We start from the raw sequence: 24,352 nt of genomic DNA, 5'->3' as shown, positions 1-24,352 counted from the left end.
CATACCCCCAGGTCTCCGCCCAGGCCGATGGCCGCGTCCCTGTCCAGCTCCTACGGTGATCCCATGAACGTGTGGCGGGCCCTCGCGGGGCGTGGATACCTGAGGTCGGCATGGCCCTGGCGGGCGGCCGCGTACCTGGCCGGCGGGGCTGTGTTCGGCGCGGTCGTGCTCGTCGTGGTGCTCGGCGGGCTCGTCGTCGGCGGCGCGCTGGCCGTCGTACTCCTCGGGCTGCCGTTGCTGGTGCTGACCGCGCTGGCCGGGATCCCGGTGGCCGCCGTGGAGCGGTGGCGGCTGCGGGTGACGGGGATGGGGCCGGCGGGCGGGGGCGGGCATCGGGTGCCGGACGCGCCGGGGCTGTGGGCGTGGCTGGTGACGCGAGTGCGGGAGACCGCGACCTGGCGGGAACTGGCGTACGCCGTGCTGCTCGGGCTGGTGCTGTGGCCGCTGGACGCGCTGGTCGTCCTCGGCGCGACCGGGATTCCGCTGTCGATGGTCGCCGCGCCCGTGTTCCTGGCGCTCGACGGGGAGGCGAAGGCGGTCAAGCTGTGGACCGTCGACACCTGGCCGGGCGCCCTCGGGGTGGCCGCGCTCGGGCTCGTACTGCTGGCAACGGGCGCCTACGCGCTGGGAGTTGTCGCCGGGGCGCGGGCGGAGCTGGCGCGGGCCGTGCTGTCCTCGAAGGACGACACCGAGGATGTTCTTCAACTCGTGCGCTCCCGTGCACGGTTGGTGGACGCCTTCGAGGCGGAACGGCGGCGCATCGAGCGCGATCTGCACGACGGCGCCCAACAGCGGCTCGTCGCTCTCACCATGAGCCTCGGCCTGGCCCGCCTGGACGCACCGCCGGGACCGCTCGCCGACCAACTCGCATCAGCGCACGCGGAGGCCGGGCGGGCGCTGGCCGACCTGCGCGAGCTGATCCACGGCATCCACCCCAAGGTCCTCACCGACTACGGCCTCGAAGCCGCCGTCGCCGACGCGGCCGACCGCAGCCCGGTCCCCGTCGACCTGGACCTCCACCTCCCCGAGCGTCTTCCCCAACCGGTGGAATCCGCCGCGTACTTCGTCGTCGGCGAGGCCCTCACGAACGTCGCCCGGCACAGCGGCGCGAACCGGGCCGCCGTCAGCGGCGGATACGGCGACGGACGGCTGACCCTGCACATCCGCGACGACGGACGGGGCGGTGCCGACAGCGCGCACGGCACCGGGCTCACCGGTCTCGCCGACCGGGTGTCGGTGCTCGATGGCACACTCTCCCTGTCCAGCCCGCCCGGCGGACCGACCCTGCTGCGTGTGGAGATCCCTTGCCGGCCACGACCGTCGACCGACCCCTGCGCGTAGTCCTCGCCGAGGACAGCGTGCTGCTGCGCGACGGCCTCGTCGGGCTGCTCGCCCGCTTCGGCCACGAGGTGGTGGCGGCCGTCGGTGACGCGGAAGCGCTGCTCGCGGCGGCCGCCGAGCACCGGCCCGACATCGTGGTGACGGACGTCCGGATGCCGCCCGGCTTCCAGGACGAGGGGCTGCACGCGGCCGTACGGCTGCGCGAGGAGCGGGCCGGGCTGCCGGTGCTGGTGCTCAGCCAGTACGTGCAGCGGGCCTACGCCGCCGAGCTCCTCGACTCCGGTGACGGCACCGGTGTCGGCTATCTGCTCAAGGACCGGGTGGGCCAGGTCGAGGAGTTCGTGGACGCGCTGCACAAGGTCGCCGCCGGGGGCACGGTGGTGGACCCGGAGGTCGTACGGCAGTTGCTGCGCCGGCGGCGGGATCCGCTCGCGCGGCTGACCCCGCGCGAGCGGGAGGTGCTGGCGCTGATCGCCGAGGGCCGGTCCAACGGCGCGATAGCGCGCACGCTGGTGGTGTCGGAGGCCGCCGTCGGCAAGCACATCGGGAGCATCCTCACCAAGCTGGACCTGCCTCCGGCGGACGACGTCCACCGGAGAGTGCTGGCGGTGCTGGCGTACCTCAGGGGGTGAGGGGCTTCGCGAAGCACCGGCTCGACTCGTAGTGCCGGTAGTAGCCGAACTTGGCGCACGGCCCGTAACCGCTGGAGGTGTAGAGGGCGATGGCCTCCGGCTGCTGGTCGCCGGTCTCCAGGACCATGCGTCTGCGGCCGGCCGCGCGGGCGTCCTCCTCCAGGGCGGCCAGGATGCGGCGGGCCAGACCCCGGCCGCGCATCGCGTCGACGACGTACATCCGCTTGAGCTCGGCGTCCCCGTCCAGGTTGCCCTCCTCGTTCGCGTCCTGGGCACGCCAGCCGCCCGTGGCGACCGGGGCGCCGGTCTCGTCGTACGCGATCAGGAACACACCGCCCGGCGGCTCGAAGTCCTCCGGGGCCAGGACGGTGGCGTCGCCGCCGTCGCCGTAGCGGACGTGGTACTCCGCCTGGACCTGGTCGTTGAGCTTGACCGCGTCGGGGTGGTCGAAGGGCAGTTGACGTATAATCATGTTGAATACCGTATATCAATTCATTCCAGAACGGGACAGAGTCCAGTGTGCCGGTAGGGTGCCGGGGTGCTGACTGTGACCTCCGTGAACGTCAATGGGCTGCGTGCCGCCGCGAAGAAGGGCTTCGTGGAGTGGCTCGCCGGGACCTCCGCCGATGTGCTCTGCCTCCAGGAGGTGCGCGCGGAGCCCCAGCAGCTGCCCGAGCACGTCCGTACGCCCGACGGGTGGCATGTCGTGCACGCCCCCGCGACCGCCAAGGGCCGTGCCGGTGTCTCCCTCTACACCCGCCGCGAGCCCGACCGTGTCCGCGTCGGCTTCGGCTCGTCCGAGTTCGACGCGAGCGGCCGCTACGTCGAGGTCGACCTGCCGGGTGTCACGGTCGCCTCCCTCTACCTGCCCTCCGGGGAGGTCGGCACCGAGCGGCAGGACGAGAAGGTGCGCTTCATGGGCGAGTTCCTCGCCCACCTCAAGGACCTGCGCGAGCGCTCCGCCGCCGACGGCCGCGAGGTCCTCGTCTGCGGCGACTGGAACATCGCCCACCAGCAGGCCGACCTGAAGAACTGGCGCGCCAACCAGAAGAGCTCCGGGTTCCTGCCCGAGGAGCGGGAGTGGCTGAGCCGGGTCCTCGACGAGACCGACGGCGGTTACGTCGATGTCGTGCGGGCGCTGCATCCGGAGGTGGCGGGGCCGTACACGTGGTGGTCGTACCGGGGGCGGGCGTTCGACAACGACACGGGCTGGCGCATCGACCTCGCCGTGGCGACGCCCGGGCTCGCGGCTCGTGCCGTCAAGGCGTACGTCGAGCGGGCCGCCAGCCACGAGGAGCGGTGGTCGGACCACGCTCCTGTGACGGCCGTCTTCGACATGTGACCCGGCCTGCCTCGGCGGGAGCCCGCCGCGCGAAAACCTGTTGGGGGGGGCCGCGGTGGCCCCTGTTACCTTTCCGGAGGCCGTGCCGGAGAACGAGGAGGTGGTACCCGTGAACGCTGTATCGACATGGGTGTTCCCCTCCGGGGTCGCGGTCGGACGATAGGTCGTCCGGGAGCGCCGTTCCAGCGCATTCCCGAAAGGCGCGGCTTCGCGGCCGTGGCCCGGGCCCGCGCCACCGCGGCGTGCGGTTACGCGGTGCGCGGTGGCCGCCGTCGACGCCGTCGGGTGCGGTGACCGGCTCCGTTCCGCCGCCGAGGAGCGGGACCGCGCCGAGCTCCGCCGGGTGATGCGGGCCGGCGAGCCGGTCGACGAGATCTTCGAGTCGTTCATCGGCCCGCTGGTCGAGAAGGCGGTCCCGGACTGGCGGACCGCCCTGGGCGCCCTTCTGAAGCTGCCCGAGGTCGGCGGCCCGGTCGGCTACTCCGGGTGGATGGCCCTCGGTATCCGCCTCGCGGCGGTCGAGCCGGAGGCCCGGCGGATCACCGTCCCGCTGCTGATGCTGCTCCAGTGGGACGACGAGGGGAACCCCCGGCAGCGGGCCCTGGACCTGTTCGACGCCTTCGCAAGCAAGGAGAAGACGCTCCACGCCAATCCGGGCGGGCACACCGGCACCCCGTGGTTCGAGCTGGAGGACGGCAACCGGTTCTTCGACCGGCACCTGAAGTGAGGCCGGGCCGTCAGCGGCCCTCCTAGTCCTGCTGGCGCAACCGCCGGTCCAGCGCCAGTGACAGTTCCGCCTCCACCACGCTGCGGGCCAGGGGGCGCAGGCGCTGGAGGTCGGATTCCGTGCCGTGGCGCAGGACGAGGTCGGCGAACATCTCCGCCAGGGCGTCCACGTGGTCGCGGACGCGGGCGCCGGCCGCCAGGACCTCGGCGAGGGGGATGCCCTCGCGGACCAGGGCGGAGGAGACGTCGAGGAGGCGGCGGCTGACGTGGACGATCTCGTCGCCGTCGGTGCCGAGGTAGCCGAGGTCGAGGGCGGCGGCGAGGTTCTCCGGGGTGACCTGGCCCTCGAAGCGGGCGGCGAGTTCCTCGGGGGTGAGGCGGACCGGTTCCTCCTCGGTGGGCGGGGTGACGCCCAGGACGTCGGCGACGTCACGGCCGTGGTCGAGGGCCTCGGCCAGTTCCGCGATGCCGGTGAGGGTGTGGCCGCGTTCCAGGAGCGCCCCGATCGTGCGTAGCCGGGCCAGGTGATGGTCGTCGTACCAGGCGATACGGCCCTCGCGGCGGGGTGGCGGGATCAGTTTGCGCTCGCGGTAGAAGCGCAGGGTGCGCACTGTGATTCCGGCCAGCCGGGCCAGCTCCTCCATGCGGTATTCACGCTTGTCAGCCACGCCCGCACCCTACGTTGTACCGCCGGTAACTTTCGTGGCCCGCACCCCTACCCATCAGTACGGACCTGCTCTACCCTCCCCATTGTGCCAGTGTTCACTGGCGGAGTCGCGGACGGACTGTGCGGAGGAGCGTCGGGATGACCGAACACGAACATGTGCGGGTGGCGGTGATCGGGTCCGGCTTCGGCGGGCTGGGGGCCGCCGTGCGGCTGCGCCGCGAGGGCGTCACCGACTTCGTGGTGCTGGAGCGGGCCGGCAGCGTGGGCGGCACCTGGCGCGACAACAGCTATCCCGGGTGCGCCTGCGACGTGCCCTCCCACCTGTACTCGTTCTCCTTCGCGCCCAACCCCGACTGGCCGCGCGCCTTCTCCGGACAGCGGCACATCCGCGCGTACCTGGAGCACGTCGCCGACGTCTTCCACCTGCGGCGCCACATCCGCTTCGACTCCGAGGTCAAGCTGATGACCTGGGACGCCGAGCAGCTGCGCTGGGAGATCGAGACCAGCGGCGGGCGGCTCACCGCCGACCTCGTCGTCTCCGCCACCGGGCCGCTCTCCGACCCGAGGATCCCGGACGTCCCGGGGCTCGACTCCTTCCCCGGCGAGGTCTTCCACTCCGCCCGCTGGAACCACGACCACGACCTGCGCGGCAAGCGCGTCGCGATGGTGGGCACCGGGGCCTCCGCCATCCAGATCGTGCCCGCCATCCAGCCGCAGGTCGGCCGTCTCACCCTCTTCCAGCGCACCCCGCCGTGGGTGCTGCCCCGCGTCGACCGTGCCATCAGCGGCGCCGAGCGGGCCCTGCACCGGGCGCTGCCCTTCACCACCCGGCTCCGGCGCGGACTGCTGTGGGGGATCAGGGAGTTGCAGGTCCAGGCGTTCACCAAGCACCCCGACGAGCTGAACCTCGTCGAGCAGCTGGCGAAGCGGAACATGGCCCGCGCGATCAAGGACCCGGCCCTGCGCGCCAAGCTCACCCCCGACTACCGCATCGGCTGCAAGCGGATCCTGCTCAGCAGCGAGTACTACCCGGCCCTCGCCAAGCCCAACGTCGACGTCGTCGCGAGCGGGCTGGCCGAGGTGCGCGGCTCGACCCTCGTCGGCGCCGACGGCAGCGAGACCGAGGCCGACACGATCGTCTTCGGCACCGGCTTCCACGTCACCGACATGCCGATCGCCGACCGGGTCGTGGGCGCCGACGGCAGGACGCTGGCCGAGGCCTGGAAGGGCGGGATGGAGGCCCTGCGCGGGGCCTCGGCGGCCGGCTTCCCCAACTGGATGACGATCATCGGGCCCAACACCGGGCTCGGCAACTCGTCGATGATCCTGATGATCGAGTCGCAGCTGAACTACCTGGCCGACTTCGTACGGCAGCTCGACGTCCTCGGCGGCCGCGCCGCCCTCGACGCCCGCCCGGCCGCCGTGCGGGACTGGAACCACCGGGTGCAGGAACGCATGAAGCGCACGGTGTGGAGCACCGGCGGCTGCACCAGCTGGTATCTCGATGACAACGGCCGCAACAGCACCATCTGGCCCGGTACGACGAGCGAGTTCCGGCGGGCCACCCGACGCGTGGACCTCGCGGAGTACGAGGTGCTCCGGGCCCGGAAGAAGGTCGACGCGTGAGCCGCCTCGGGCACGTCACCACCGGCCCCTACACCCCGCCCGTCCCGGCCCGCGAGCTGACGGCCGTCTCCGCCGACGGCGCCCGCCTGCACGTCGAGGTCCACGGCCCCGACGGCGCCCCCGCCGTCGTCCTCGCCCACGGCTGGACCTGCTCCACCGCCTTCTGGGCCGCCCAGATCCGCGCCCTGGCCGCCGACCACCGCGTCATCGCCTACGACCAACGCGGCCACGGACGCAGCCCGGCGAGCCCGGCATGCAGTCCCGAAGCCCTCGCCGACGACCTGGAAGCCGTACTCGAAGCGACCCTCGCGCCCCGGGAGCGGGCCGTGATCGCCGGGCACTCCATGGGCGGGATGACGGTGATGGCCGCGGCCGGCCGCCCCGGCCTGCGCGAGCACGCGGCCGCCGTCCTGCTGTGCAGCACGGGTTCGTCGCGGCTGGTCGCCGAGGCGACGGTCCTGCCGATGCGGCCGGGGCGGGTGCGCACCTGGCTGACCCACCACGTCCTCGGCTCGCGCGCCCCGCTCGGGCCGGTCACACCGCTCGCCCGGCGGATCCTGAAGTACGCGACGATGGGCGCGGGTTCGGCCCCCGCCATGGTCGAGGCGTGCGCCCGGATCGTGCACGCGTGTCCGCGCCGGGTGCGGTACGCCTGGGCCCATGTGCTCGATCTGCTCGATCTCGACCACGCGGTACGGGAGTTGAGGGTGCCGACGGTCGTCGTCGTCGGTACGGCGGACCGGTTGACCCCGCCGGCGCAGGCGCGCTCACTGGCCGCCGCGCTGCCCGACTGCCTCGGCGTCACCGAACTGCCGGGAGTCGGCCACATGACCCCGGTCGAGGCGCCCGAGCCGGTGAGCGCGCGGATCCGCGAACTCGCCGTGACCTACCTGACGATCAAGGAGGACGCATGAGCAGGGTCAGCCTCGAAGGACAGGTCGCCGTCGTCACGGGCGCCGCGCGGGGGGTCGGGGAACTGCTCGCGCGCAAGCTGTCCGCGCGCGGCGCGAAGGTGGCGCTGGTCGGTCTCGAACCGGACGCGCTCAAGCAGGTCGCCGAACGGCTGCACGGCGACGCCGACCACTGGTACGCCGACGTCACCGACCACGAGGCGATGACCCGCGTCGCGCGCGAGGTCAAGGAGCGGTTCGGGAAGGTCGACATCGTGGTCGCCAACGCCGGGGTCGCGACCGGCGGGCCCTTCGTGGACTCCGACCCGGTGGCCTGGCGGCGGGTCATCGAGGTCAACCTCATCGGCTCGGCGGTGACCGCCCGGGCCTTCCTGCCGGTGCTGATGGAGAGCCGGGGATATCTGCTCCAGATCGCCTCCCTGGCCGCCATCACCCCTGCGCCGATGATGACCGCGTACTGCGCGTCCAAGTCCGGCGTGGAGGCGTACGCGCACAGCCTGCGGGCCGAGGTCGGGTACAAGGGCGTGCGGGTCGGCGTCGGGTACCTGTCCTGGACCGACACGGACATGGTGCGCGGGGCCGACCAGGACGACGTCATGCGGGAGCTGCGGCAGCGGCTGCCCTGGCCGGCCGACAAGACGTATCCGCTCGGGCCCGCCGTGGACCGGCTCGTGGCCGGCATCGAGCGGCGGGCCGGTCATGTGTACGGGCAGTGGTGGCTGCGCGGGATGCAGGGCATGCGCGGGTACCTGCCCGGGCTCGTCGGGACCGTCGGGCAGCGGGAGATGCGGCGGTTCGGGGAGCGGTTGGAGGGCATGCGGGTCGGGCTCGTCGGTGCAGGTGGGGAGGCCGATGAGGCGGCCCGGGCGGAGGGTCGCATCACCCAGCGTGACTGATCGACATGCGGACTGTGACGGCCCGTGTGAATCTGGTCGAGGCCCCGCCACGGGGCCCCCAACCCCTCACCCCACGGGAGTGAACCCACATGGGTATGAAGGACCAGTTCCAGGACAAGTCGGAGCAGTGGCAGGAGCAGGCCAAGCAGAAGGCCCAGCAGGCCAAGGAGCGCGGCGAGCGCGGGCAGCGTGGCCAGGAGGGCTCCGAGCGCGGGCAGCAGCGTGGCCAGGAGGGCTCCGAGCGGATGCGGGAGCGTGACGAGGAGACGGAGCGGCTTCAGCGTGACGAGGAGGACCGCTTCCGTCAGGACTACGACGCCTGACCTTGCGGTTTGAGCGTGGGGTGCCCTGTTCTTCAGGGCGCCCCACGCTTGTTTTTTGGGTGCGGCTTTGTGGGGGCTGGGCGCGCCCACGCGGCGGAGCCGCACATCGATACAGCCCCGCGCCTCTAGGTGGGTTCGCCCGACCCCCTTCTCAAGAACGCGGCGGGAGTTTTGGCCTCGATCTGTTCGGGACGTTCTCGTAACCCGGGGGTGTGGCCGGGGGGTTGGTCTCCAAAAGGCGCAAGGCCAGTTGTACGGCGTCGTCCAGTTGGACGTGTTTGCCCTCGGCCCAGTCCAGGGGGGTGCGGAGGACCTCCACGTCCGGGGTGACGCCGTGGTTCTCCACGGACCAGCCGTAGGCGTCGAACCAGGCGGCGTTCATGGGGACGGTGATCACCGTGCCGTCGCCGAGCTGGTGGCGGCCGGTCATGCCGACGACGCCGCCCCAGGTGCGCTGGCCGACGACGGGGCCGAGCCCCAGCAGCTTGAAGGCGGCGGTGATCATGTCGCCGTCGGAGGAGGTGGCCTCGTCGGCGAGGGCGACCACCGGACCCCGTGGGGCGGTCGAGGCGTACGACACCGGCTGGGCGTCGCGGGTCAGGTCCCAGCCGAGGATCGTGCGGGTGAGCTTCTCCACCACCAGTTCGCTGATGTGGCCGCCCGCGTTGCCGCGCACGTCGACGATGAGTCCCGGGCGGGACATCTCCATCCGCAGGTCCCGGTTGAACTGGGCCCAGCCCGAGCCGCCCATGTCCGGGATGTGGAGGTAGCCGCAGCGCCCGCCGCTCAGCTCCCGGACGACCTCGCGGCGTTTGGCCACCCAGTCCTGGTACCGCAGCGGGCGCTCGTCGAGCAGCGGGACCACCGCGACCCGGCGGGAGCGTCCCTCGCCCTCGGCCGGGGCGAAGGTCAGTTCCACCGTCGTACCGCCCGCTCCGGCCAGCAGCGGATAGGGGCCGGTGACCGGATCCACCGGGCGGCCGTCCACGTGGGTGAGGACCGCGCCCTCGCGGATGCCCGTGCCGGCCAGCGGTGAGCGGGCCTTGGAGTCGGAGGAGTCGCCGGGCAGGATCCGCCGGACCGTCCAACCGGCCTCCCGGCGGACGAAGTTGGCGCCCAGCAGGCCCTGGCGGCGCTGGTAGTGCGGCGGGCCCTCGTTGCGGCGGGCGGCGGAGACGTAGGCGTGGGAGGTGCCGAGTTCGCCGAGGAGTTCGCGGAGCAGGTCGGCGAACTCGTCGGGGGAGGCGACCCGATCGACCAGCGGACGGTACTGGTCGAGCACCGCGTCCCAGTCGATGCCGCACATCCCCGGATCCCAGTAGTACGCCCGGATCAGCCGGCCCGCCTCCTCGTACGACTGGCGCCACTCGGCGGCCGGGTCGACCGTGTGCAGGATGCGGCGCAGGTCGATCCAGACCGTGGTGTCGCCGTCCCCGGACTCGCCGGAGGGGACCGCGCGCAGGTCGCCCTCGTCCACGACGACCAGCCGGGTGCCGTCGCCGCTGACCGCGAACCAGTCCAGGTGCTCGACCAGTTCGGACTTCTTCGCCTTGCCGATGGTGAAGTACTCCAGGGTCGGCCGGCCGGTCGTGTCGTCGGGGTTGGCGAAGGTCTCGCCGAGCGCGCCCGAGATCGGCCAGCGCAGCCAGACCAGCCCGCCGCCCGCGACCGGGTACAGCGCCGAGTACTTGGAGGCGGCGACCGGGAACGGCGTCACCCGGCTCTCCAGACCCTCCACCTCGACCGTCACCGTGCCGTCGGCGCCCTCGTCCTCCTCCACCGGGTCCAGGCCCCCGGCGGCGGGCCTGCCCTCCGGGTTCAGCGCGAAGGGGGAGGGGGTGGCCGAGTTCAACGGCACCAGGTAGGGACGGCAGCCGAGCGGGAAGGACAGGTCGCCGGTGTGGACGTCGTAGACCGGGTCGAAGCCGCGCCAGGAGAGGAAGGCGAGATAGCGGCCGTCCCTCGTGAACACCGGGTTCTCGTCCTCGAAGCGGCCGTCGGTCACGTCGACGATCAGGCGCTCCCCGTCCCCGCCCCCCTGTCCCGTCCGGGAGATGCGGGCCATCTTGATCTGGCGCAGGGAGCGGCCGATCCCCGGGTGCGACCAGGTCAGCCACGCCCCGTCGGGGGAGAAGGCGAGGTCGCGGACGGGGCCGTTGACCGAGCGGACGAGCTCGGTGACCTGGCTGCCCGAGTCCTCCAAGGATGCCGAGTCCGCCACCTCCGTCGAGGCCGCCACCTCCTCCGGGTCCACCGCGTCCTCCGCCCCCACGGCGTCGGCCGCGTCGCCGGACACCGTGATCAGCAGGAGCCGTCCGTCGTGCGAGGCGATGGCCAGCCGCTCGCCCCGTGGGTCGGAGACCAGTTCCAGGACCCGGCCCAGCCCGCCCGAGGCCAGCCGCCGGGGTGGACGGTCGCCCGTCGCCCGGGGCAGGTAGGCGATCTCGATCGCGTCCTCGCCCTCCGCGTCCGTGACGTAGGCGACCTGGCCGGCCTGGCCGAGCATCTCCGGGAGCCGGACCCGTACGCCCGGGGTGTCGGTGATGGTGCGGGCGGGGCCGTCGCGGTGGGTCAGCCAGTACAGGCTGCCGCGGACGACGACGGCGCTCGCGCGGCCCGTCTCGTCGACCGAGAGGCCGTCGATGTGCTGGGAGGCGGGCACCTGGTAGCTACGGCGTCCGGTACGCGGTCCGCTCAGCCGTACGTCGAGCCTGCGCGGTTCGCCGTCGAGGTCGTCGACGATCCACAGATCGCCCCCGCACTGGTACACCACCCGGGTGCCGTCACTGGCCGCGTGCCGGGCGTAGAAGGCGTCGTGGTCGGTGTGGCGGCGCAGGTCGGAGCCGTCGTGGGCGCAGGAGTAGAGGTTGCCGACGCCCTCGTGGTCGGAGAGGAAGGCGATCCGGCCGCCGACGAAGAGAGGGGAGTGGAGGTGGCCGTCGAGGCCTTCCAGCAGTCGCTCGCCGTGCAGCCACAGGCGGCCCGTCGCCCCGCCCCGGTAGCGCTTCCAGGCGGCCGGTTCGTGCGGTGGCGTGCCGGTCAGCAGCAGGGTCTTCCGCTCGCCGTCGAGGTCGGCGACCTGGATGTCGGAGACCGGGCCCCAGGGGAGCTTGCGGCCCGGGTCGCCGTCGGGGGTCACCTTGTAGGCCCAGGTGAAGTACGAGAAGGGCTCGCCGTGGGAGGCGACGGCGAGGATGTCGCCGTTCGGGGTCCAGCCGGTCACCTGGGAGTCGGGGGATCCCCAGTGGGTGAGCTGGCGGCCCGGGCCGCCGTCCACCGGCGCCAGATGGATCTCGGGGACCAGACTGCGCCAGCTCGTGTAGGCCAGGTGGCGGCCGTCGGGCGAGAAGCGGGGGTGGCCGACCTTGGTGCGGTCGACGGTGAGCCGCCAGGCGCGGCCCGGTCCGTCGAGGGGGGCCAGCCAGAGGTCGTCCTCGGCCACGAAGCACAGCAGGTCGCCGCTCAGGTGCGGAAGGCGCAGATAGCTCACCTCCCTATGCTTTTCCGGGGGATGGACCGGAGCAACTTATGAAAATTCCGGCGGCTTCCCGCGGCTTGATCTCGTGGCTTGATCCAACCGCTTTACTCGCGCGTGACCCACGACACGAACGAAACAGTTTCGTTTCGCTCGGAGGTGCGCTACATTCGTCCTGTACGAGACCGTGTCGTTCGGAGTGGGAGAAGGTGAGAGGCATGGCTGAGGTCGCGACGGTGCGTCGCAGTCGTATCACCCCTGAGCGCGAGGCCGAGTTGTACGGCGCCGTGCTCGACCTGCTCCGCGAAGTCGGCTACGACGCCCTCACCATGGACGCCGTGGCCGCCCGCACCCGCTCCAGCAAGGCCACGCTCTACCGCCAGTGGGGCGGCAAGGCCGAACTGGTGGCGAAGGCGGTGCGGCACAACAAGCCGGGCGGCATGGGTCTCCAGGGGGTCGACACCGGGTCCCTGAAGGGGGACCTGCACGCCCTCACCCTGCGCTCGGACGACTGCGAGATGGAGCAGAACTCCGCGCTGATGCGGGGTCTGGCCATGGCGATCCACGGCAACCCGGATCTGCTCCGGGCGTTCCGTGAACATCTCATCGAACCCGAGATGGCGGAGTTCGGCCGTGTGGTGCAGCGGGCGGTCGACCGGGGCGAGGTCCGTGCGGACAACCCGGCGATCGACTTCATGATCCACATGATGATGGGCGGGTTCGCCGCCCGCACCATGATCGACGAGAAGCCGCCGACCCAGGCCTTCCTCCTGTCGTACATCGACGCCGTGATCCTCCCCGCTCTCGGCGTCTCGGGCGACTGACTCTTTCTTCTCCTCGTTTTTCCCCTTTTCTCCCCAGCAAGCCCTCCACCTGACGTAACCGCTCACGTCGTCGGGCTGATCACCCCTGCCCTGAACTCTTACGACCTGACCGGGAGTACGCCCACGTGGCCACTTTCCTTTACAGATTGGGCCGGCTCGCCTTCAGGCGACGGCACTTCGTCGCCCTGATATGGGTGGCCCTGCTGGTGCTCGCCGGAGCCGGCGCCGCCAGCGCGCCCGCCGCCGGTTCCACCTCCTTCTCCATCCCCGGCACCGAGGCCCAGAAGGCCTTCGACCTGCTGGAGCAGCGCTTCCCCGGGGCCAGCGCCGACGGTGCGACCGGACGCGTGGTCTTCAAGGCGCCCGAGGGCGAGAAGATGACGGACGCCGCCAACAAGGCGACCGTCGAGAAGACCGTCAAGGCCCTGGGCGACGGCTCCGAGGTCGTCTCCGTCAGCGACCCGTTCACGACGAACGCGGTGAGCAAGGACGGCACGGTCGCCTACGCGTCGGTGCAGTACAAGGTCCCCGGCATGGAGCTCAAGGACTCCACCCGCGACGCCCTGGAGTCGACCGCGGACGAGGCCCGGGCCGACGGGCTGACCGTCGACGTCGGCGGCGACGCGCTCCAGGCCGCGGCCGAGGCGGGAGCGATCGGTGAGGTCATCGGACTCGCCATCGCCGCGGTCGTCCTGGTCATCACCCTGGGCTCGCTGGTCGCGGCCGGACTGCCGCTGCTGACGGCGATCATCGGCGTCGGGATCGGCGTCTCCACCATCACCGCCCTCGCCAAGGCACTCGACCTCGGCGACACCACCTCCACCCTCGCGCTGATGATCGGCCTCGCGGTCGGCATCGACTACGCGCTGTTCATCGTCTCCCGCTACCGCGGTGAACTGGCCGACGGCCGCGACCGCGAGGAGGCGGCGGGCCGGGCCACCGGCACCGCCGGCTCGGCGGTGGTCTTCGCCGGCCTCACGGTCGTCATCGCGCTGGCCGGTCTCGCGGTCGTCAACGTGCCGATGCTCACCAAGATGGGCCTCGCCGCGGCGGGCACGGTCGTGATCGCCGTCCTCATCGCGCTGACCATGATCCCGGCGATGCTCGGATACGCGGGCCGCAGGATCCGCCCCGCGGGCGAGAAGCGCAAGAAGGCCGTCGCGAGCGAGGAGCCGGCCAAGCCCAACATGGGCACCCGCTGGGCGAGCTTCGTCATCCGCCGCCCCGCCGCCGTGCTGCTGCTCGGCGTGGTCGGTCTCGGCGCGATCGCCCTTCCGGCCACCCAGCTGGAGCTGGGCCTGCCCGACGACGGCTCGCAGCCGACGTCCACCACGCAGCGCCGCGCCTACGACACCCTCTCGGAGGGCTTCGGCCCCGGCTTCAACGGTCCCCTGATGATCGTCGTCGACGCCAAGGGCAGCGACGACCCCAAGGCCGCGGCCACCACCGTGACCGACGGGATCAAGGGCCTCAAGGACGTCGTGACGGTCACGCCGGCGACGTTCAACAAGGCCGGTGACACCGCGACGATCACCGTGATCCCGGACTCCAAGCCGTCCTCGACCCAGACCGAGGACCTGGTGCACGCCATCCGGGACAAGGGCGGCGACATCAAGGCCGACACCGGCGCGGAGGTCCTGGTCACCGGCACCACCGCGATGAACATCGACTTCTCGCAGAAGCTCAACGACGCGCTGATCCCGTATCTGGGCCTGGTCGTCGGTCTCGCCTTCCTGCTCCTGATCGTGGTCTTCCGCTCGATCCTGGTCCCGCTGAAGGCGGCCCTGGGCTTCCTGCTCTCGGTGCTCGCCGCGCTCGGCGCCGTGGTCGCGGTCTTCCAGTGGGGCTGGCTCGCCGGTCTGATCGGCGTCGAGGAGACCGGCCCGATCATGTCGATGATGCCGATCTTCATGGTGGGTGTGGTCTTCGGTCTCGCGATGGACTACGAGGTCTTCCTCGTGACCCGCATGCGGGAGGCCTACGTCCACGGCGAGTCGCCGAGCCAGGCCGTGGTGACCGGGTTCAAGCACAGCGCCCGGGTCGTGGCCGCCGCCGCGGTCATCATGATGGCCGTCTTCGGAGGCTTCATCAGCTCCGGCGAGTCCATGATCAAGATGATCGGCTTCGGCCTCGCGATCGCCGTCTTCTTCGACGCGTTCGTCGTCCGCATGGCGATCGTCCCGGCCGTCCTGGCCCTGCTCGGCAAGGCGGCCTGGTGGCTGCCGAAGTGGCTGGACCGCGCCCTGCCGAACGTCGACGTCGAGGGCGAGGGCCTGCGGGCGATGGACGACAAGGACGTGGACCCGGACGAGGACCGGGAACTGGTCCGCGTCTGACGTACACCACCTGAGAAGGACCGGCCGGTGAGGGCTCCGTGGGGACGGGCGCCCTCACCGGCTTCTTTCTATTCCGGGCCCGTCGGCACGACGAGCAGACTCGTCAGCGTCCGCCTGAACTCCTCGGTGCGCGGGCCGTCCAGGCCGCCCAGCGGCGTGAGCAGCCGGTCGAGCAGCACCTGTACGGCGTCGATGGCGGGCCGCACGGCCGCGTGCCCGGCGTCGGTGAGGGCGAGCCGTACGACCCGGGTGTCCTCGGCGTCACGGGTCCGCCGGACCAGCCCGGCCGCCTCCAGCGAGCGGGCGAGCTTCGAGACGTACAGCGCCTCCAGGCCCGTGAAGTCGGCGAGCTCCCGCTGGCTCGGACGGGTGCCGGAGCGCTCCATCCCGGAGAGGGAGGCCAGCAGCACGTACTGGGCGTGGGTCAGGTCCAGCGGCGCGAGCGCCTGGTCCATGGCGGTGCGCCAGCGGTTGGACAGCAGCCAGACCAGGTGGCCGGGGGTGGCGTCCTTCAATGTGTCACTCACGACAGGTACCGTATATGGCTACTAATTCCCGCTGCCGCTGTCAGTGGGGTCGTCTAGCGTGACGGCCATGACCACACTGTCTGAACGGCCCCGTACCGCGCTGCTCGTGATCGACGTCCAGAACGACGTCGTCGCCGGGGCGCACCGGCGCGACGAGGTCGTCGCCGCCATCGGCTCGCTCGTGGACCGGGCCCGCGAGGAGGGTGTCCCGGTCGTCTGGGTCCAGCACTGCGACGAGGGACTGGAGAAGGGGACCGAGGCCTGGGCGTACGTCCCCGAGCTGACCCGCCGGGACCCGGAGCCGCTGGTGCACAAGTCGTACGGCGACTCCTTCGAGGACACCGACCTGGAGGCCGTCCTGGCCCGCGCCGGGGTGGGGCACCTGGTGGTGACGGGCGCGGAGACCGACGCCTGCATACGCTCCACGATCCACGGCGCGTTCGTCCGCGGCTACGACGTCACGCTCGTCGCCGACGCCCACACCGCCCCGGACAAGAGCGCGTGGGGCGCCCCGCCGCCCGAGCAGGTCGTCGCCCACACCAACCTGTACTGGAAGGGGCAGTCCGCGCCCGGCCGCACGGCGGGCGTGACGGCGGCCAAGGACGTGGTGTTCAAGGCCGGTTCGTGAGCCGCGCCGACGTGGGCCGCTCTGTAGCCGGCCGCTCCGTCGTCGTTCGCTCTGTCGTCGTTCGCTCTGTCGGGCGGCCGAGGTAGGCGACGGCCGGCCCGGCGTCCGGCACGTCGATCTCGTGGAAGCCGAGCCGGTCGTAGAACGCCCGGGCCGGGGTGTTGGCGGTGAGCATGGAGAGGTGCACCGCCGGGACTCCCGCGCGGTGCAGGGCGTCCAGGAACGTGTGCATCAGCTCCCGGCCGTGGCCGCGGCCCTGCCACTCGGGCAGCAGGTCGATGTGCAGATGGGCGGGGTGGGCGGCCACCTCCGGCACGAGCATCCGCTCGGGGTGGTGCAGCAGCGGCACGATGTCCGCGTCCGGCGTGCCCGGCGGCGCGCTGTGCTCGGGGTAGCGGTCCGCGACCCGCGGCAGCCACTTCGTCCGGAAGTCCTCGACGAAGCGGGGCGTGTCCGCGGTGCCGAGGACATAGCCGACGGCCTGCCCCTGGCCGTCGTCCAGCACGAAGGCCAGCTCCGGTTCCAGGTGCACGTACGGCGCCGCGAAGATCACCGGGAAGATGCCGGGATCCGCGTAGACGGGCCGGCTGTCCCGGCCGGCGTGCGCGGTGCGCACACAGATGTCGTCGAGGGCGTCCCGGTCACCGGGACGGTAGGGGCGTACGGCAGGCGTCGGGGTCACACGTTCTAGTGTTGCGGACATGACCTCGCAGACCTACCTCTCCGAACTGTTCTCCCTCGACGGCCGCGTCGCCGTGGTGACGGGCGGCAGTTCCGGCATCGGCCGGGCCATCACCGGGGCGCTCGCGCGGGCGGGGGCGAGCGTGGTGGTCGTGGCCCGCCGGGAGAAGGAACTCGCCGCCACCGTCGACGAGTTGACGGCACAGGGCTGCCGGGCGGCCTGGGTGAGCGCCGACCTGGGCAGCCGCGAGGGAGTGCGCGCGGCGGCGGAAGGCGCGGTCGAGGCGTTCGGCGAGCCCGACATCCTCGTCAACAGCGCCGGGATCAACCTCCGCCCGCCGCTGGGGGAGTTGAGCGACGAGGTCTGGGACACCACCATGGCCGTGAACCTGGAGGCCCCCCACCTGCTGGGCCAACGCTTCGGCCCCGGCATGGCGGAGCGCGGTTACGGCCGCATCATCCACATCACCTCACAGCAGGCCCACCGCGCCTTCGTCCAGAGCGGCGCCTACGGCGTCTCCAAGGGCGCCCTGGAATCCCTCGCGCGCTCCCAGGCCGAGGCCTGGTCCCCTCACGGCGTCACCTGCAACACCCTGGTCCCCGGGTTCGTCATGACGCCCCTCAACACCCGCCTGTCCTCCGACCCGGACAAGGTCGCCGCCCTCGCCGCCCGCACCATGACCGGCCGCAACGGCCTCGCCGAGGACTTCGCGGGAGCGGCGGTCTTCCTGGCGAGCCAGGCCTCCGCCTACGTCACGGGCCAGTCGATCTTCGTGGACGGCGGCTTCTCCGTGCACTGAGGGCGCCCCGCGCCCCGCCCTCCGGCGCTACCGCACCCACACCCGCAGGGCCCCCACCTCCTCGAACCCCTGCCCCAGCGCGGCCGCCAACGCGTCCCCGTGCTCGTAGCCGACCACCGGCAGGGTGGGGAACAGCCGCCCCACCGCCTCCAGTACGACGGCCCACGCCGCCCCCGGCTCCACCTCCCCCTCGCACGCGAAGACGTTGGAGACCCCCACCACCCGCTCACTCCGGCCGGCCACCGCGCCGGCGACCACCCGCCCGTCGTCGGACAGGCCGGCGAGGACGAACGTCTCGGGTTCGCGGAGCAGTTCGGCCCGGAAGAGCCCCGCGTCATCGCCCCAGGCGACCGCCCACGCGCGCAGCGCGTCCGCGTCGCGCACCACCTCCCACCCGAGCCCCGACGCACGACCGGGCACCCCCGCGGCCCGATGGATCCACCGCGCCCCGAACAGCACCCCGAATCCGGCCCCCGACAGATCCAGGTCGGCGAAACTGTCCTTCACGGAGGCCCCCGGCGCCCCGTCGATCCGCCCCACCACCGCCCCGGCGTCGACCCCGGGCACCAGCGTCACCGCGTCCGGGTAGTACAGCGGCGTACGACGGGCCGTGGCCCAGGCTCCCGCGCTGAACTCCCCCTCCACACCGTGCGATCGGCTCATCGCCGCACACCACTCGGCGTTGTTGCGCGCGGCGGCCCGGACCAGGAGTTCCTGAGATGTCGATGTCACAACCGTCGATCATGACCCGTACCGGCCCGCGGGGCGACCGTATTAACCGGGTCGCCTGTGCCGTACACGCACCGCTAGCGTGCCGTGCATGACGACGACCGACACCACCGGCACCGAAGACTCCGGAGCCCACCCCCGATTCGCCGAGGCCCTGAGCGAGTTGGGGCTGGACGGGCTGCGCGGGCGGGTCCGCCGCTTCCCGGACGCCACCCGGACCGCCGCCGAGGCCGCCGCGGCGGTCGGGTGCGAGCTGAGCCAGATCTGCAAGTCGCTGATCTTCGCGGCGGACGGCGTACCGGTCCTCGTGCTGATGGACGGCGCGTCCCGGGTCGACCTGGAGCTCGTCCGGCACGAGCTCGGCGCCGAGAAGGTCACGCGGGCCAAGGCCGACGTCGTACGGGAGACGACCGGATACGCCATCGGCGGGGTGCCCCCCTTCGGGCACCGGACCAGGACGCGCGTGCTCGCGGACCGCTCGCTGCTGGAGCACGACGTCGTGTGGGCCGCCGCCGGCACTCCGCACACCGTCTTCCCCATGGAGCCCAAGGAGCTCATCGCCCACGCTGGCGCCACACTCGTGGACGTGCGCGAGCGCACCTCGTGACGCCGCTGGTCACCGCGGCCGTACTGCTGGCCGCGGTCACCCACGCGAGCTGGAACGCGATAGCCCACCGGATCACCGACAAGCTCGTCGGGTTCACGCTGATCGCGGGCGGCGGGATGCTGATCGGGCTGGCGGCGGTGCCGTTCGTGCCGTTCCCGGCGGCGCGGGCGTGGCCGTATCTGATCCTCTCGGCCGTCATCCACATCGCCTACTACCTGCTGCTGATGAAGTCCTTCCGGCTCGGTGACTTCGGGCAGGCGTACCCGATCGCGCGAGGCTCCGCGCCCCTGGTGGTCACCCTGCTCGCCGCCGTCTTCGCGCACGAGGTGCCGGACGGCTGGCAGGCCGCCGGGATCGCCGTGTCCTGCGCCGGGCTGACCGGGGTCGCGCTGTGGGGTCTGCGCGGCCGGCGGCCCGACTGGACGGCGATCGGCGCGGCCCTGGCGACCGGCGTGACCATAGCGGCGTACACCGTCGTCGACGGGCTGGGCGTCCGCGCCTCCGGTTCCTCCCTCGGGTACATCGCCTGGCTGATGGCGCTCCAGGGCGTGGTGCTCCCGGCGTACGCGCTGTACCGCTGGCGGGGCCGGTTCGTCGCCGTCCTACGGCCGTTCGCGGGCATCGGCCTGATCGGCGCCGCCCTCTCCTTCGCCGCCTACGGCCTGGTCCTGTGGGCGCAGACCAAGGCGGAACTGGCGCCCATCGCCGCCCTGCGCGAGTCGTCCATCATCGTGGGCGCCGCGATCGGCGCCGTCCTGTTCAAGGAGAGGTTCGGAGCGCCGAGGATCGCGGCGGCGGGCCTGCTGGTGGTGGGGATCGGGCTGATGCTGCACGCGGGGTGACGTGCTGTTCCGGCGGATGAGGGTCGTCCGTCGTTTCCGATCGGCGGCCGGGCTCGGCCGACGCGCCGGCACCTCGGCCGCGGAGACGGCCGAGGCCCGCTCCCTGCTGCCGACGGACACGGGGACGACCGTCCGGACCGGCCGGTTCAGCGACCATGGGTCGGAATCGTGCGTCGGCGGCTTCGCGGGAGCACCCTGGAAGCAGGTGTTCCGGAGGTGATCGTCATGATGCACACCACTGTGGGATGGCACGTCGAGCTGGAGTTCCGGGAGGACGACCAGCACACTCGGGCGGCGGCGATGGTGCGCCTGCCCGACGGTACGGAGGTACGCACGCAGGGGCACGCGTCCCGCCACCACTCCGACCCGAATCAGCCGAGGGTGGGGGAGGAGGTCGCCGCGGCCCGCGCCCTCAACGAACTCGCCATGCAACTGCTGACCAAGGCGCACGGGGAGATCGACGCGGCGTCCGGCCGGACGTCCCACCCGATCCACGTGTGAGCCGCCAGAGGAGCAGAGGCGGCTAAAGGGCGGCCCGCACCGCCCTGAGAAGCGCCTGCGCCCGCGGATCCGCCGTCACGGTCTTGCGGAAGCCGTTGGTGACGTAGCCGAACGCGACGCCGGTCTCCGGGTCGGCGAAGCCGAGGGAACCGCCCCGGCCCGGGTGTCCGAACGAGCCCGGGCCGAGGAACGGCGAGGCGCTGCCGTGCAGCATGAACCCGAGGCCGAAGCGGGTGCCGACCACGAGGACGCGGTCCGGGCCCGCGGACTCCTCGGCGCGGGCCGCCGCCAGCGTCCCGGGCGTGAACAGCGCGGGGACGCCGTCGACCGCGCCGATCAGCGCCGCGTAGAAGCGGGCCAGCCCGTCGGCGGTCGCGATGCCGTTGGTCGCGGGCAGGGCCACCGCGCGGTACGCCGCCTCGTTCTGGTCGGGGAAGGGGGTGATCGCGGCGAAGGCCCGGCGGGTGAGGGAGGCCGGGTCGTCGTAGGCCTCGGTGACCGAGCGCTTCGGGCGCATCCGCGGGCCCGTCCCGCCCGCGGTCGGCTCCGGCGTCTCGATCCGGCCGACCCGGCCCGTGCGGCCCGCCGCCTCCTCGGCCTCCGGCAGTCCGAGCCACAGCTCCAGGCCCAGCGGCGCGGCGATCTCCGCCGCGATCCACTCACCCGTGCGCCGGCCCGTCACCCGCCGCACCAGTTCGTCGAGCATCCAGCCGTACGTCAGCGCGTGGTAGCCGTGGTCCGTGCCCGGCTCCCAGACCGGCGCCTGGGCGGCCACGGCCTCCGGGCCCCTGGCCGGGTCCAGGGCCTGTGCGGGGGTGAGCGGGCGGTCCAGGACCGGCAGCCCGGCCCGGTGGTTCAGCACCTGCCTGACCAGCACCCGGTCCTTGCCGCGCGCCTTGAACTCCGGCCAGTACTCGGCCACCGGCGCGTCCAGGTCCAGCTCCCCGCGCTGGTACAGCATCAGCGGTACGGCGGCGGCGACGCCCTTGGTGGCCGACCGCACGACCTGCGCGGTGCCGTGCCCCCACGGTGCGGTCCCGTCGAGGTCGTGGGTGCCGCCCCACAGGTCGACCACCTTGCGCCCGTCCCGGTACACGGCCACGGCCGCGCCCCGCTCCCCGAACACCTCGAAGTTCCGCGCGAACGCGTCCCTGACCGGCTCGAAGCCCTCGGCCACAGTGCCGTTCACGTCCACGTCCGTACCCCTCTTGCCTGTGCGCGGTGCCCCTTCCACCCAAGCAGAATCGTCGCGCCGATGTTCCCGCGGGGTGCGGAAGCGGGAGCTGCGTTCACGCGCCCGTCGTCACGGACCGCGGATCGAAGCCGAAGGGCAGCTCCAGCCGGTGGGCCCGCATCAGCGCGTCGTCGGAGAGCAGCTCATCCGTGCGGCCGTCGGCCGCGATCGTGCCCTCGCTGAGGATCAGCGCGCGCGGGCACAGCTCCAGGGCGTAGGGCAGGTCGTGGGTGACCATCAGCACCGTCACGTCCAACGAGCGCAGGATGTCGGCGAGTTCGCGCCGGGAGGCGGGGTCGAGGTTGGAGGACGGCTCGTCCAGGACGAGGATCTCCGGCTTCATGGCCAGCACGGTCGCCACCGCCACCCGGCGCCGCTGCCCGAAGGAGAGGTGGTGCGGGGGCCGGTCCTTGAACTCCGCCATGCCGACCTGCTTCAGCGCCCGGTCGACCCGCTCCTCCAGCTCCGGGCCCTTCAGCCCGGCCGCCGCGGGCCCGAAGGCCACGTCCTCGCGGACCGTCGGCATGAAGAGCTGGTCGTCCGGGTCCTGGAAGACGATGCCGACCTTGCGCCGGATCTCGGCCATGTGCCGCTTGCCGACGGGCAGTCCGGCTACCGTGACCGTGCCCGTGCCGCCGGTCAGGATGCCGTTCAGATGAAGGACGAGGGTCGTCTTGCCGGCGCCGTTCGGGCCGAGCAGCGCGACCCGCTCGCCGCGCGCGATCGAGAAGTCCACGCCGAACAGGGCCTGATGCCCGTCGGGGTAGGCGAAGGCGAGGCCCGAGACCTCCAGGGAAGCTGTCACAGCGCCCATCCCAACACGCAGACGACGAGGGCGGCGAACGGGAGGGTGAAGGCGTACGACCACTGCGCCCGGGACGCGGTCACCTCGTCGATCACCGGCATCGACCCGGCGTAGCCGCGGCTGATCATGGCCAGGTGCACCCGCTCCCCGCGCTCGTAGGAGCGGATGAACAGCGCGCCCGCCGACTTGGCCAGCACGCCCCAGTGCTTCATGCCCCGCGCCTCGAAGCCCCGGGACTCCCGGGCGATCCGCATCCGCCGCATCTCGTCGGCGATGACATCGCCGTAACGGATCATGAAGGACGCGATCTGGACGAGCAGCGGCGGGAGCTTGAGCCGTTGCAGGCCGAGGAGCAGTTCCCGCAGTTCGGTGGTGGAGGCCAGCAGGACGGAGGCGGCGACGCCCAGGGTGCCCTTGGCGAGCACGTTCCAGGCGCCCCACAGGCCGTTCACGCTCAGGGACATCCCGAGCACCTCGACCCGCTCGCCCTCCGCCACGAACGGCATCAGCACGGCGAACGCGACGAACGGCACCTCGATCAGCAGCCGCCGGAGCAGAAAGCCCACGGGCACGCGGGCGGCGTACGCGACACCGGCCAGCAGCACGGCGTACAGGCCGAACGCCCACATCGCCTCCCGCGGGGTCGACACCACGACCACCACGAAGGCGAAGACCGCCGCGAGCTTGGTGTGCGGAGGCAGCGCGTGCACGGGCGAGTGCCCGTGCCGGTAGAGCCTGTGCGCGTGTCCCGCCCCCATGTCAGACGCCGCTCGTGCTCACCGGCGAGACACTCTTCTCGTCCTCTTCGCCACGGCGCCGGCGCACCGACCAGAACACCGCGCTGCCCGCGACGACCGTGGCGCCCACGCCGATCACACCCGCGAGACCGCCGGACAGCCGGGTGTTCCCAAGTCCCTCGATGCCGTAGTCGGCGAGGGGGGAGTCGGCGCTCGCGTGCTCCTCGGCCTTGGCGTCGATGCCCTTGTCGGCGGCGACCTTCTCCAGGCCGTCGGGGTTGGCGGAGGCGTAGAAGCTGACGAAACCGGCCAGCACGAGGGAGGAGACCAGACCCGTGATCCACAGCTTGCGGTGGGAGCGCGCGGCCACCGGCACCGGCTCCGCGTCCGGTACGTCCACCAGCTCGCCGTTGACCCGCAGCTTCAGCTTCTGCCGCAGGTCACGGGCGCCGTGGACGAGGTCGGGGCGTACGGCGACGACGGCGCCGACGGTCAGCGCGGTGATCACCGCCTCGCCGATGCCGATCAGGATGTGCACACCGACCATGGCGGTGGCGACCTTGCCGATGGAGACGTCGGTGGTGCCGCCGATCCAGTACAGGAACGTGAAGGCGAGGGCGGCGGCCGGCACGGACAGCAGCGCGGCGACGAAGGAGGCGACGGTGATCGCGCGCCTGCCCCGGGGCAGGATCTTCACCAGCGCGCGGAAGAGCGCGTAGGCGACGACCGCCGTGACGACACCCATCACCGTGATGTTCACGCCGAGCGCGGTCAGACCGCCGTCCGCGAAGAGGATGCCCTGCATGAGCAGGACCACCGCGATGCACAGGACGCCCGTGTAGGGGCCGACGAGGATCGCCGCGAGCGCTCCGCCCAACAGATGGCCGCTGGTCCCGGCCGCCACGGGGAAGTTCAGCATCTGCACGGCGAAGATGAACGCCGCCACCAGTCCGGCCAGCGGCGCGGTGCGCTCGTCCAGCTCACGGCGGGCGCCGCGCAGGCTCACGGCGACGGCGGCCGCGGCGACGACTCCGGTCGCGGCGGATACGGGGGCGTTGATGAATCCGTCAGGCACATGCACGTCTCGATGATGTGGCTTGTTGCGAACTCCTTGCAAGAGCCTCTTGCAACGAACAGCGAACGATCCCCGACAAACGTAAAA

The 24,352-nt window shown here is 72.2% G+C and carries 24 protein-coding genes and 1 pseudogene; 15 read left to right on the top strand and 10 right to left on the bottom strand.

The features are described 5' to 3' along the window. Window positions 1-63 precede the first annotated feature (63 nt). Both SLINC_RS18935 and SLINC_RS18930 read left to right on the top strand, forming a co-directional pair. Window positions 64-1,341, top strand: coding sequence for a sensor histidine kinase (locus SLINC_RS18935; protein ID WP_067445496.1), 1,278 nt, complete (start codon window positions 64-66; stop codon window positions 1,339-1,341). Next, a complete protein-coding gene (locus SLINC_RS18930; RefSeq protein WP_079164599.1) occupies window positions 1,305-1,973 on the top strand; it encodes a response regulator in 669 nt (222 codons plus the stop codon). The genes SLINC_RS18935 and SLINC_RS18930 overlap by 37 nt, the downstream gene beginning before the upstream one ends. On the opposite strand, the gene SLINC_RS18925 is transcribed toward SLINC_RS18930, so the two are convergent. Continuing rightward, complete coding sequence (locus SLINC_RS18925; RefSeq protein ID WP_067434260.1) at window positions 1,963-2,445, bottom strand: GNAT family N-acetyltransferase; 483 nt, start codon at window positions 2,443-2,445, stop codon at window positions 1,963-1,965. The two genes, SLINC_RS18930 and SLINC_RS18925, sit on opposite strands and share 11 nt — an antisense overlap. A 66-nt stretch (window positions 2,446-2,511) precedes the next feature. Between SLINC_RS18925 and SLINC_RS18920 the strand changes: the two genes are divergently transcribed. Next, window positions 2,512-3,315 carry an exodeoxyribonuclease III gene (locus SLINC_RS18920; RefSeq protein ID WP_067434257.1) on the top strand — a complete coding sequence of 268 codons (804 nt, stop codon included), beginning with the start codon at window positions 2,512-2,514 and terminating at the stop codon, window positions 3,313-3,315. A 126-nt stretch (window positions 3,316-3,441) separates the two neighbouring features. Further along, window positions 3,442-4,042, top strand: a pseudogene (locus tag SLINC_RS18915) (alpha/beta hydrolase). A gap of 22 nt (window positions 4,043-4,064) precedes the next feature. On the opposite strand, the gene SLINC_RS18910 reads toward SLINC_RS18915, so the two are convergent. After that, the gene (locus SLINC_RS18910) at window positions 4,065-4,685 is read right to left on the bottom strand and encodes a MerR family transcriptional regulator (protein ID WP_067434254.1); all 621 of its coding nucleotides are present in this window, start codon (window positions 4,683-4,685) and stop codon (window positions 4,065-4,067) included. 161 nt (window positions 4,686-4,846) lie between these two features. Here SLINC_RS18910 and SLINC_RS18905 point away from each other — a divergent pair, with 161 nt between their 5' ends. The 4 genes from SLINC_RS18905 (at window position 4,847) to SLINC_RS18890 (ending at window position 8,464) form a co-directional block, all read left to right on the top strand. Continuing rightward, window positions 4,847-6,334, top strand: a complete 1,488-nt coding sequence (locus SLINC_RS18905; RefSeq protein WP_067434251.1) for a flavin-containing monooxygenase — start codon at window positions 4,847-4,849, stop codon at window positions 6,332-6,334. Continuing rightward, window positions 6,331-7,248, top strand: a complete 918-nt coding sequence (locus SLINC_RS18900; protein WP_067434249.1) for an alpha/beta fold hydrolase — start codon at window positions 6,331-6,333, stop codon at window positions 7,246-7,248. Before SLINC_RS18905 ends, SLINC_RS18900 begins: the two co-directional genes overlap by 4 nt. Beyond that, on the top strand, window positions 7,245-8,141 hold the full coding sequence (locus SLINC_RS18895) for an SDR family oxidoreductase (RefSeq protein WP_067434246.1): 897 nt from the start codon (window positions 7,245-7,247) through the stop codon (window positions 8,139-8,141). The genes SLINC_RS18900 and SLINC_RS18895 overlap by 4 nt, the downstream gene beginning before the upstream one ends. An 89-nt stretch (window positions 8,142-8,230) precedes the next feature. After that, window positions 8,231-8,464 (top strand): hypothetical protein, encoded by a 234-nt coding sequence (locus SLINC_RS18890; protein ID WP_067434242.1) that lies wholly within the window; start codon window positions 8,231-8,233, stop codon window positions 8,462-8,464. A gap of 151 nt (window positions 8,465-8,615) precedes the next feature. On the opposite strand, the gene SLINC_RS18885 is transcribed toward SLINC_RS18890, so the two are convergent. Next, window positions 8,616-11,954 carry a S41 family peptidase gene (locus tag SLINC_RS18885; protein ID WP_067434240.1) on the bottom strand — a complete coding sequence of 1,113 codons (3,339 nt, stop codon included), beginning with the start codon at window positions 11,952-11,954 and terminating at the stop codon, window positions 8,616-8,618. Window positions 11,955-12,157: 203 nt separating this feature from the next. Here SLINC_RS18885 and SLINC_RS18880 point away from each other — a divergent pair, with 203 nt between their 5' ends. Both SLINC_RS18880 and SLINC_RS18875 read left to right on the top strand, forming a co-directional pair. Then, complete coding sequence (locus SLINC_RS18880; RefSeq protein ID WP_067434238.1) at window positions 12,158-12,763, top strand: TetR/AcrR family transcriptional regulator; 606 nt, start codon at window positions 12,158-12,160, stop codon at window positions 12,761-12,763. 125 nt (window positions 12,764-12,888) lie between these two features. Then, window positions 12,889-15,099 (top strand): MMPL family transporter, encoded by a 2,211-nt coding sequence (locus SLINC_RS18875; RefSeq protein WP_067434235.1) that lies wholly within the window; start codon window positions 12,889-12,891, stop codon window positions 15,097-15,099. Between the two features lie 68 nt (window positions 15,100-15,167). Here SLINC_RS18875 and SLINC_RS18870 read toward each other — a convergent pair whose 3' ends face one another. Beyond that, a complete protein-coding gene (locus SLINC_RS18870; protein ID WP_067434232.1) occupies window positions 15,168-15,626 on the bottom strand; it encodes a MarR family winged helix-turn-helix transcriptional regulator in 459 nt (152 codons plus the stop codon). A gap of 67 nt (window positions 15,627-15,693) precedes the next feature. Here SLINC_RS18870 and SLINC_RS18865 point away from each other — a divergent pair, with 67 nt between their 5' ends. Continuing rightward, window positions 15,694-16,254, top strand: a complete 561-nt coding sequence (locus tag SLINC_RS18865; protein WP_067434229.1) for a cysteine hydrolase family protein — start codon at window positions 15,694-15,696, stop codon at window positions 16,252-16,254. Here SLINC_RS18865 and SLINC_RS18860 read toward each other — a convergent pair. Then, window positions 16,238-16,936 (bottom strand): GNAT family N-acetyltransferase, encoded by a 699-nt coding sequence (locus SLINC_RS18860; RefSeq protein WP_079164598.1) that lies wholly within the window; start codon window positions 16,934-16,936, stop codon window positions 16,238-16,240. The two genes, SLINC_RS18865 and SLINC_RS18860, sit on opposite strands and share 17 nt — an antisense overlap. Before the next feature lie 19 nt (window positions 16,937-16,955). On the opposite strand from SLINC_RS18860, the gene SLINC_RS18855 reads away from it, so the two are divergent. Beyond that, window positions 16,956-17,735, top strand: coding sequence for an SDR family NAD(P)-dependent oxidoreductase (locus tag SLINC_RS18855; RefSeq protein WP_067434226.1), 780 nt, complete (start codon window positions 16,956-16,958; stop codon window positions 17,733-17,735). A gap of 27 nt (window positions 17,736-17,762) precedes the next feature. Here the strand turns inward: SLINC_RS18855 and SLINC_RS18850 are convergent, their stop codons facing one another. Further along, a complete protein-coding gene (locus tag SLINC_RS18850) occupies window positions 17,763-18,398 on the bottom strand; it encodes a hypothetical protein (protein ID WP_225988503.1) in 636 nt (211 codons plus the stop codon). A 157-nt stretch (window positions 18,399-18,555) separates the two neighbouring features. Between SLINC_RS18850 and SLINC_RS18845 the strand changes: the two genes are divergently transcribed. The 3 genes from SLINC_RS18845 (at window position 18,556) to SLINC_RS18830 (ending at window position 20,414) form a co-directional block, all read left to right on the top strand. After that, window positions 18,556-19,071, top strand: coding sequence for a YbaK/EbsC family protein (locus tag SLINC_RS18845; protein WP_067434219.1), 516 nt, complete (start codon window positions 18,556-18,558; stop codon window positions 19,069-19,071). After that, window positions 19,068-19,913, top strand: coding sequence for a DMT family transporter (locus SLINC_RS18840; protein ID WP_067434218.1), 846 nt, complete (start codon window positions 19,068-19,070; stop codon window positions 19,911-19,913). The genes SLINC_RS18845 and SLINC_RS18840 overlap by 4 nt, the downstream gene beginning before the upstream one ends. Before the next feature lie 225 nt (window positions 19,914-20,138). Next, the gene (locus SLINC_RS18830; RefSeq protein WP_067445494.1) at window positions 20,139-20,414 is read left to right on the top strand and encodes a DUF1876 domain-containing protein; all 276 of its coding nucleotides are present in this window, start codon (window positions 20,139-20,141) and stop codon (window positions 20,412-20,414) included. Window positions 20,415-20,436: 22 nt separating this feature from the next. On the opposite strand, the gene SLINC_RS18825 is transcribed toward SLINC_RS18830, so the two are convergent. The 4 genes from SLINC_RS18825 to SLINC_RS18810 all read right to left on the bottom strand — a co-directional run bounded on the left by SLINC_RS18825 (window position 20,437) and on the right by SLINC_RS18810 (window position 24,271). Beyond that, the gene (locus SLINC_RS18825; RefSeq protein WP_067434215.1) at window positions 20,437-21,609 is read right to left on the bottom strand and encodes a serine hydrolase domain-containing protein; all 1,173 of its coding nucleotides are present in this window, start codon (window positions 21,607-21,609) and stop codon (window positions 20,437-20,439) included. A 94-nt stretch (window positions 21,610-21,703) separates the two neighbouring features. Then, window positions 21,704-22,462 (bottom strand): energy-coupling factor ABC transporter ATP-binding protein, encoded by a 759-nt coding sequence (locus SLINC_RS18820; protein ID WP_067434213.1) that lies wholly within the window; start codon window positions 22,460-22,462, stop codon window positions 21,704-21,706. Then, on the bottom strand, window positions 22,450-23,211 hold the full coding sequence (gene cbiQ / locus SLINC_RS18815; protein WP_067434204.1) for a cobalt ECF transporter T component CbiQ: 762 nt from the start codon (window positions 23,209-23,211) through the stop codon (window positions 22,450-22,452). Before cbiQ ends, SLINC_RS18820 begins: the two co-directional genes overlap by 13 nt. 1 nt (window position 23,212) lies before the next feature. Then, window positions 23,213-24,271 (bottom strand): energy-coupling factor ABC transporter permease, encoded by a 1,059-nt coding sequence (locus SLINC_RS18810; protein ID WP_067434201.1) that lies wholly within the window; start codon window positions 24,269-24,271, stop codon window positions 23,213-23,215. Window positions 24,272-24,352: the final 81 nt, after the last annotated feature.

Source organism: Streptomyces lincolnensis (genome assembly GCF_001685355.1).
In the GTDB taxonomy this organism is placed as follows: domain Bacteria; phylum Actinomycetota; class Actinomycetes; order Streptomycetales; family Streptomycetaceae; genus Streptomyces; species Streptomyces lincolnensis.
This window is presented reverse-complemented; position numbering and strand designations above follow the sequence as displayed.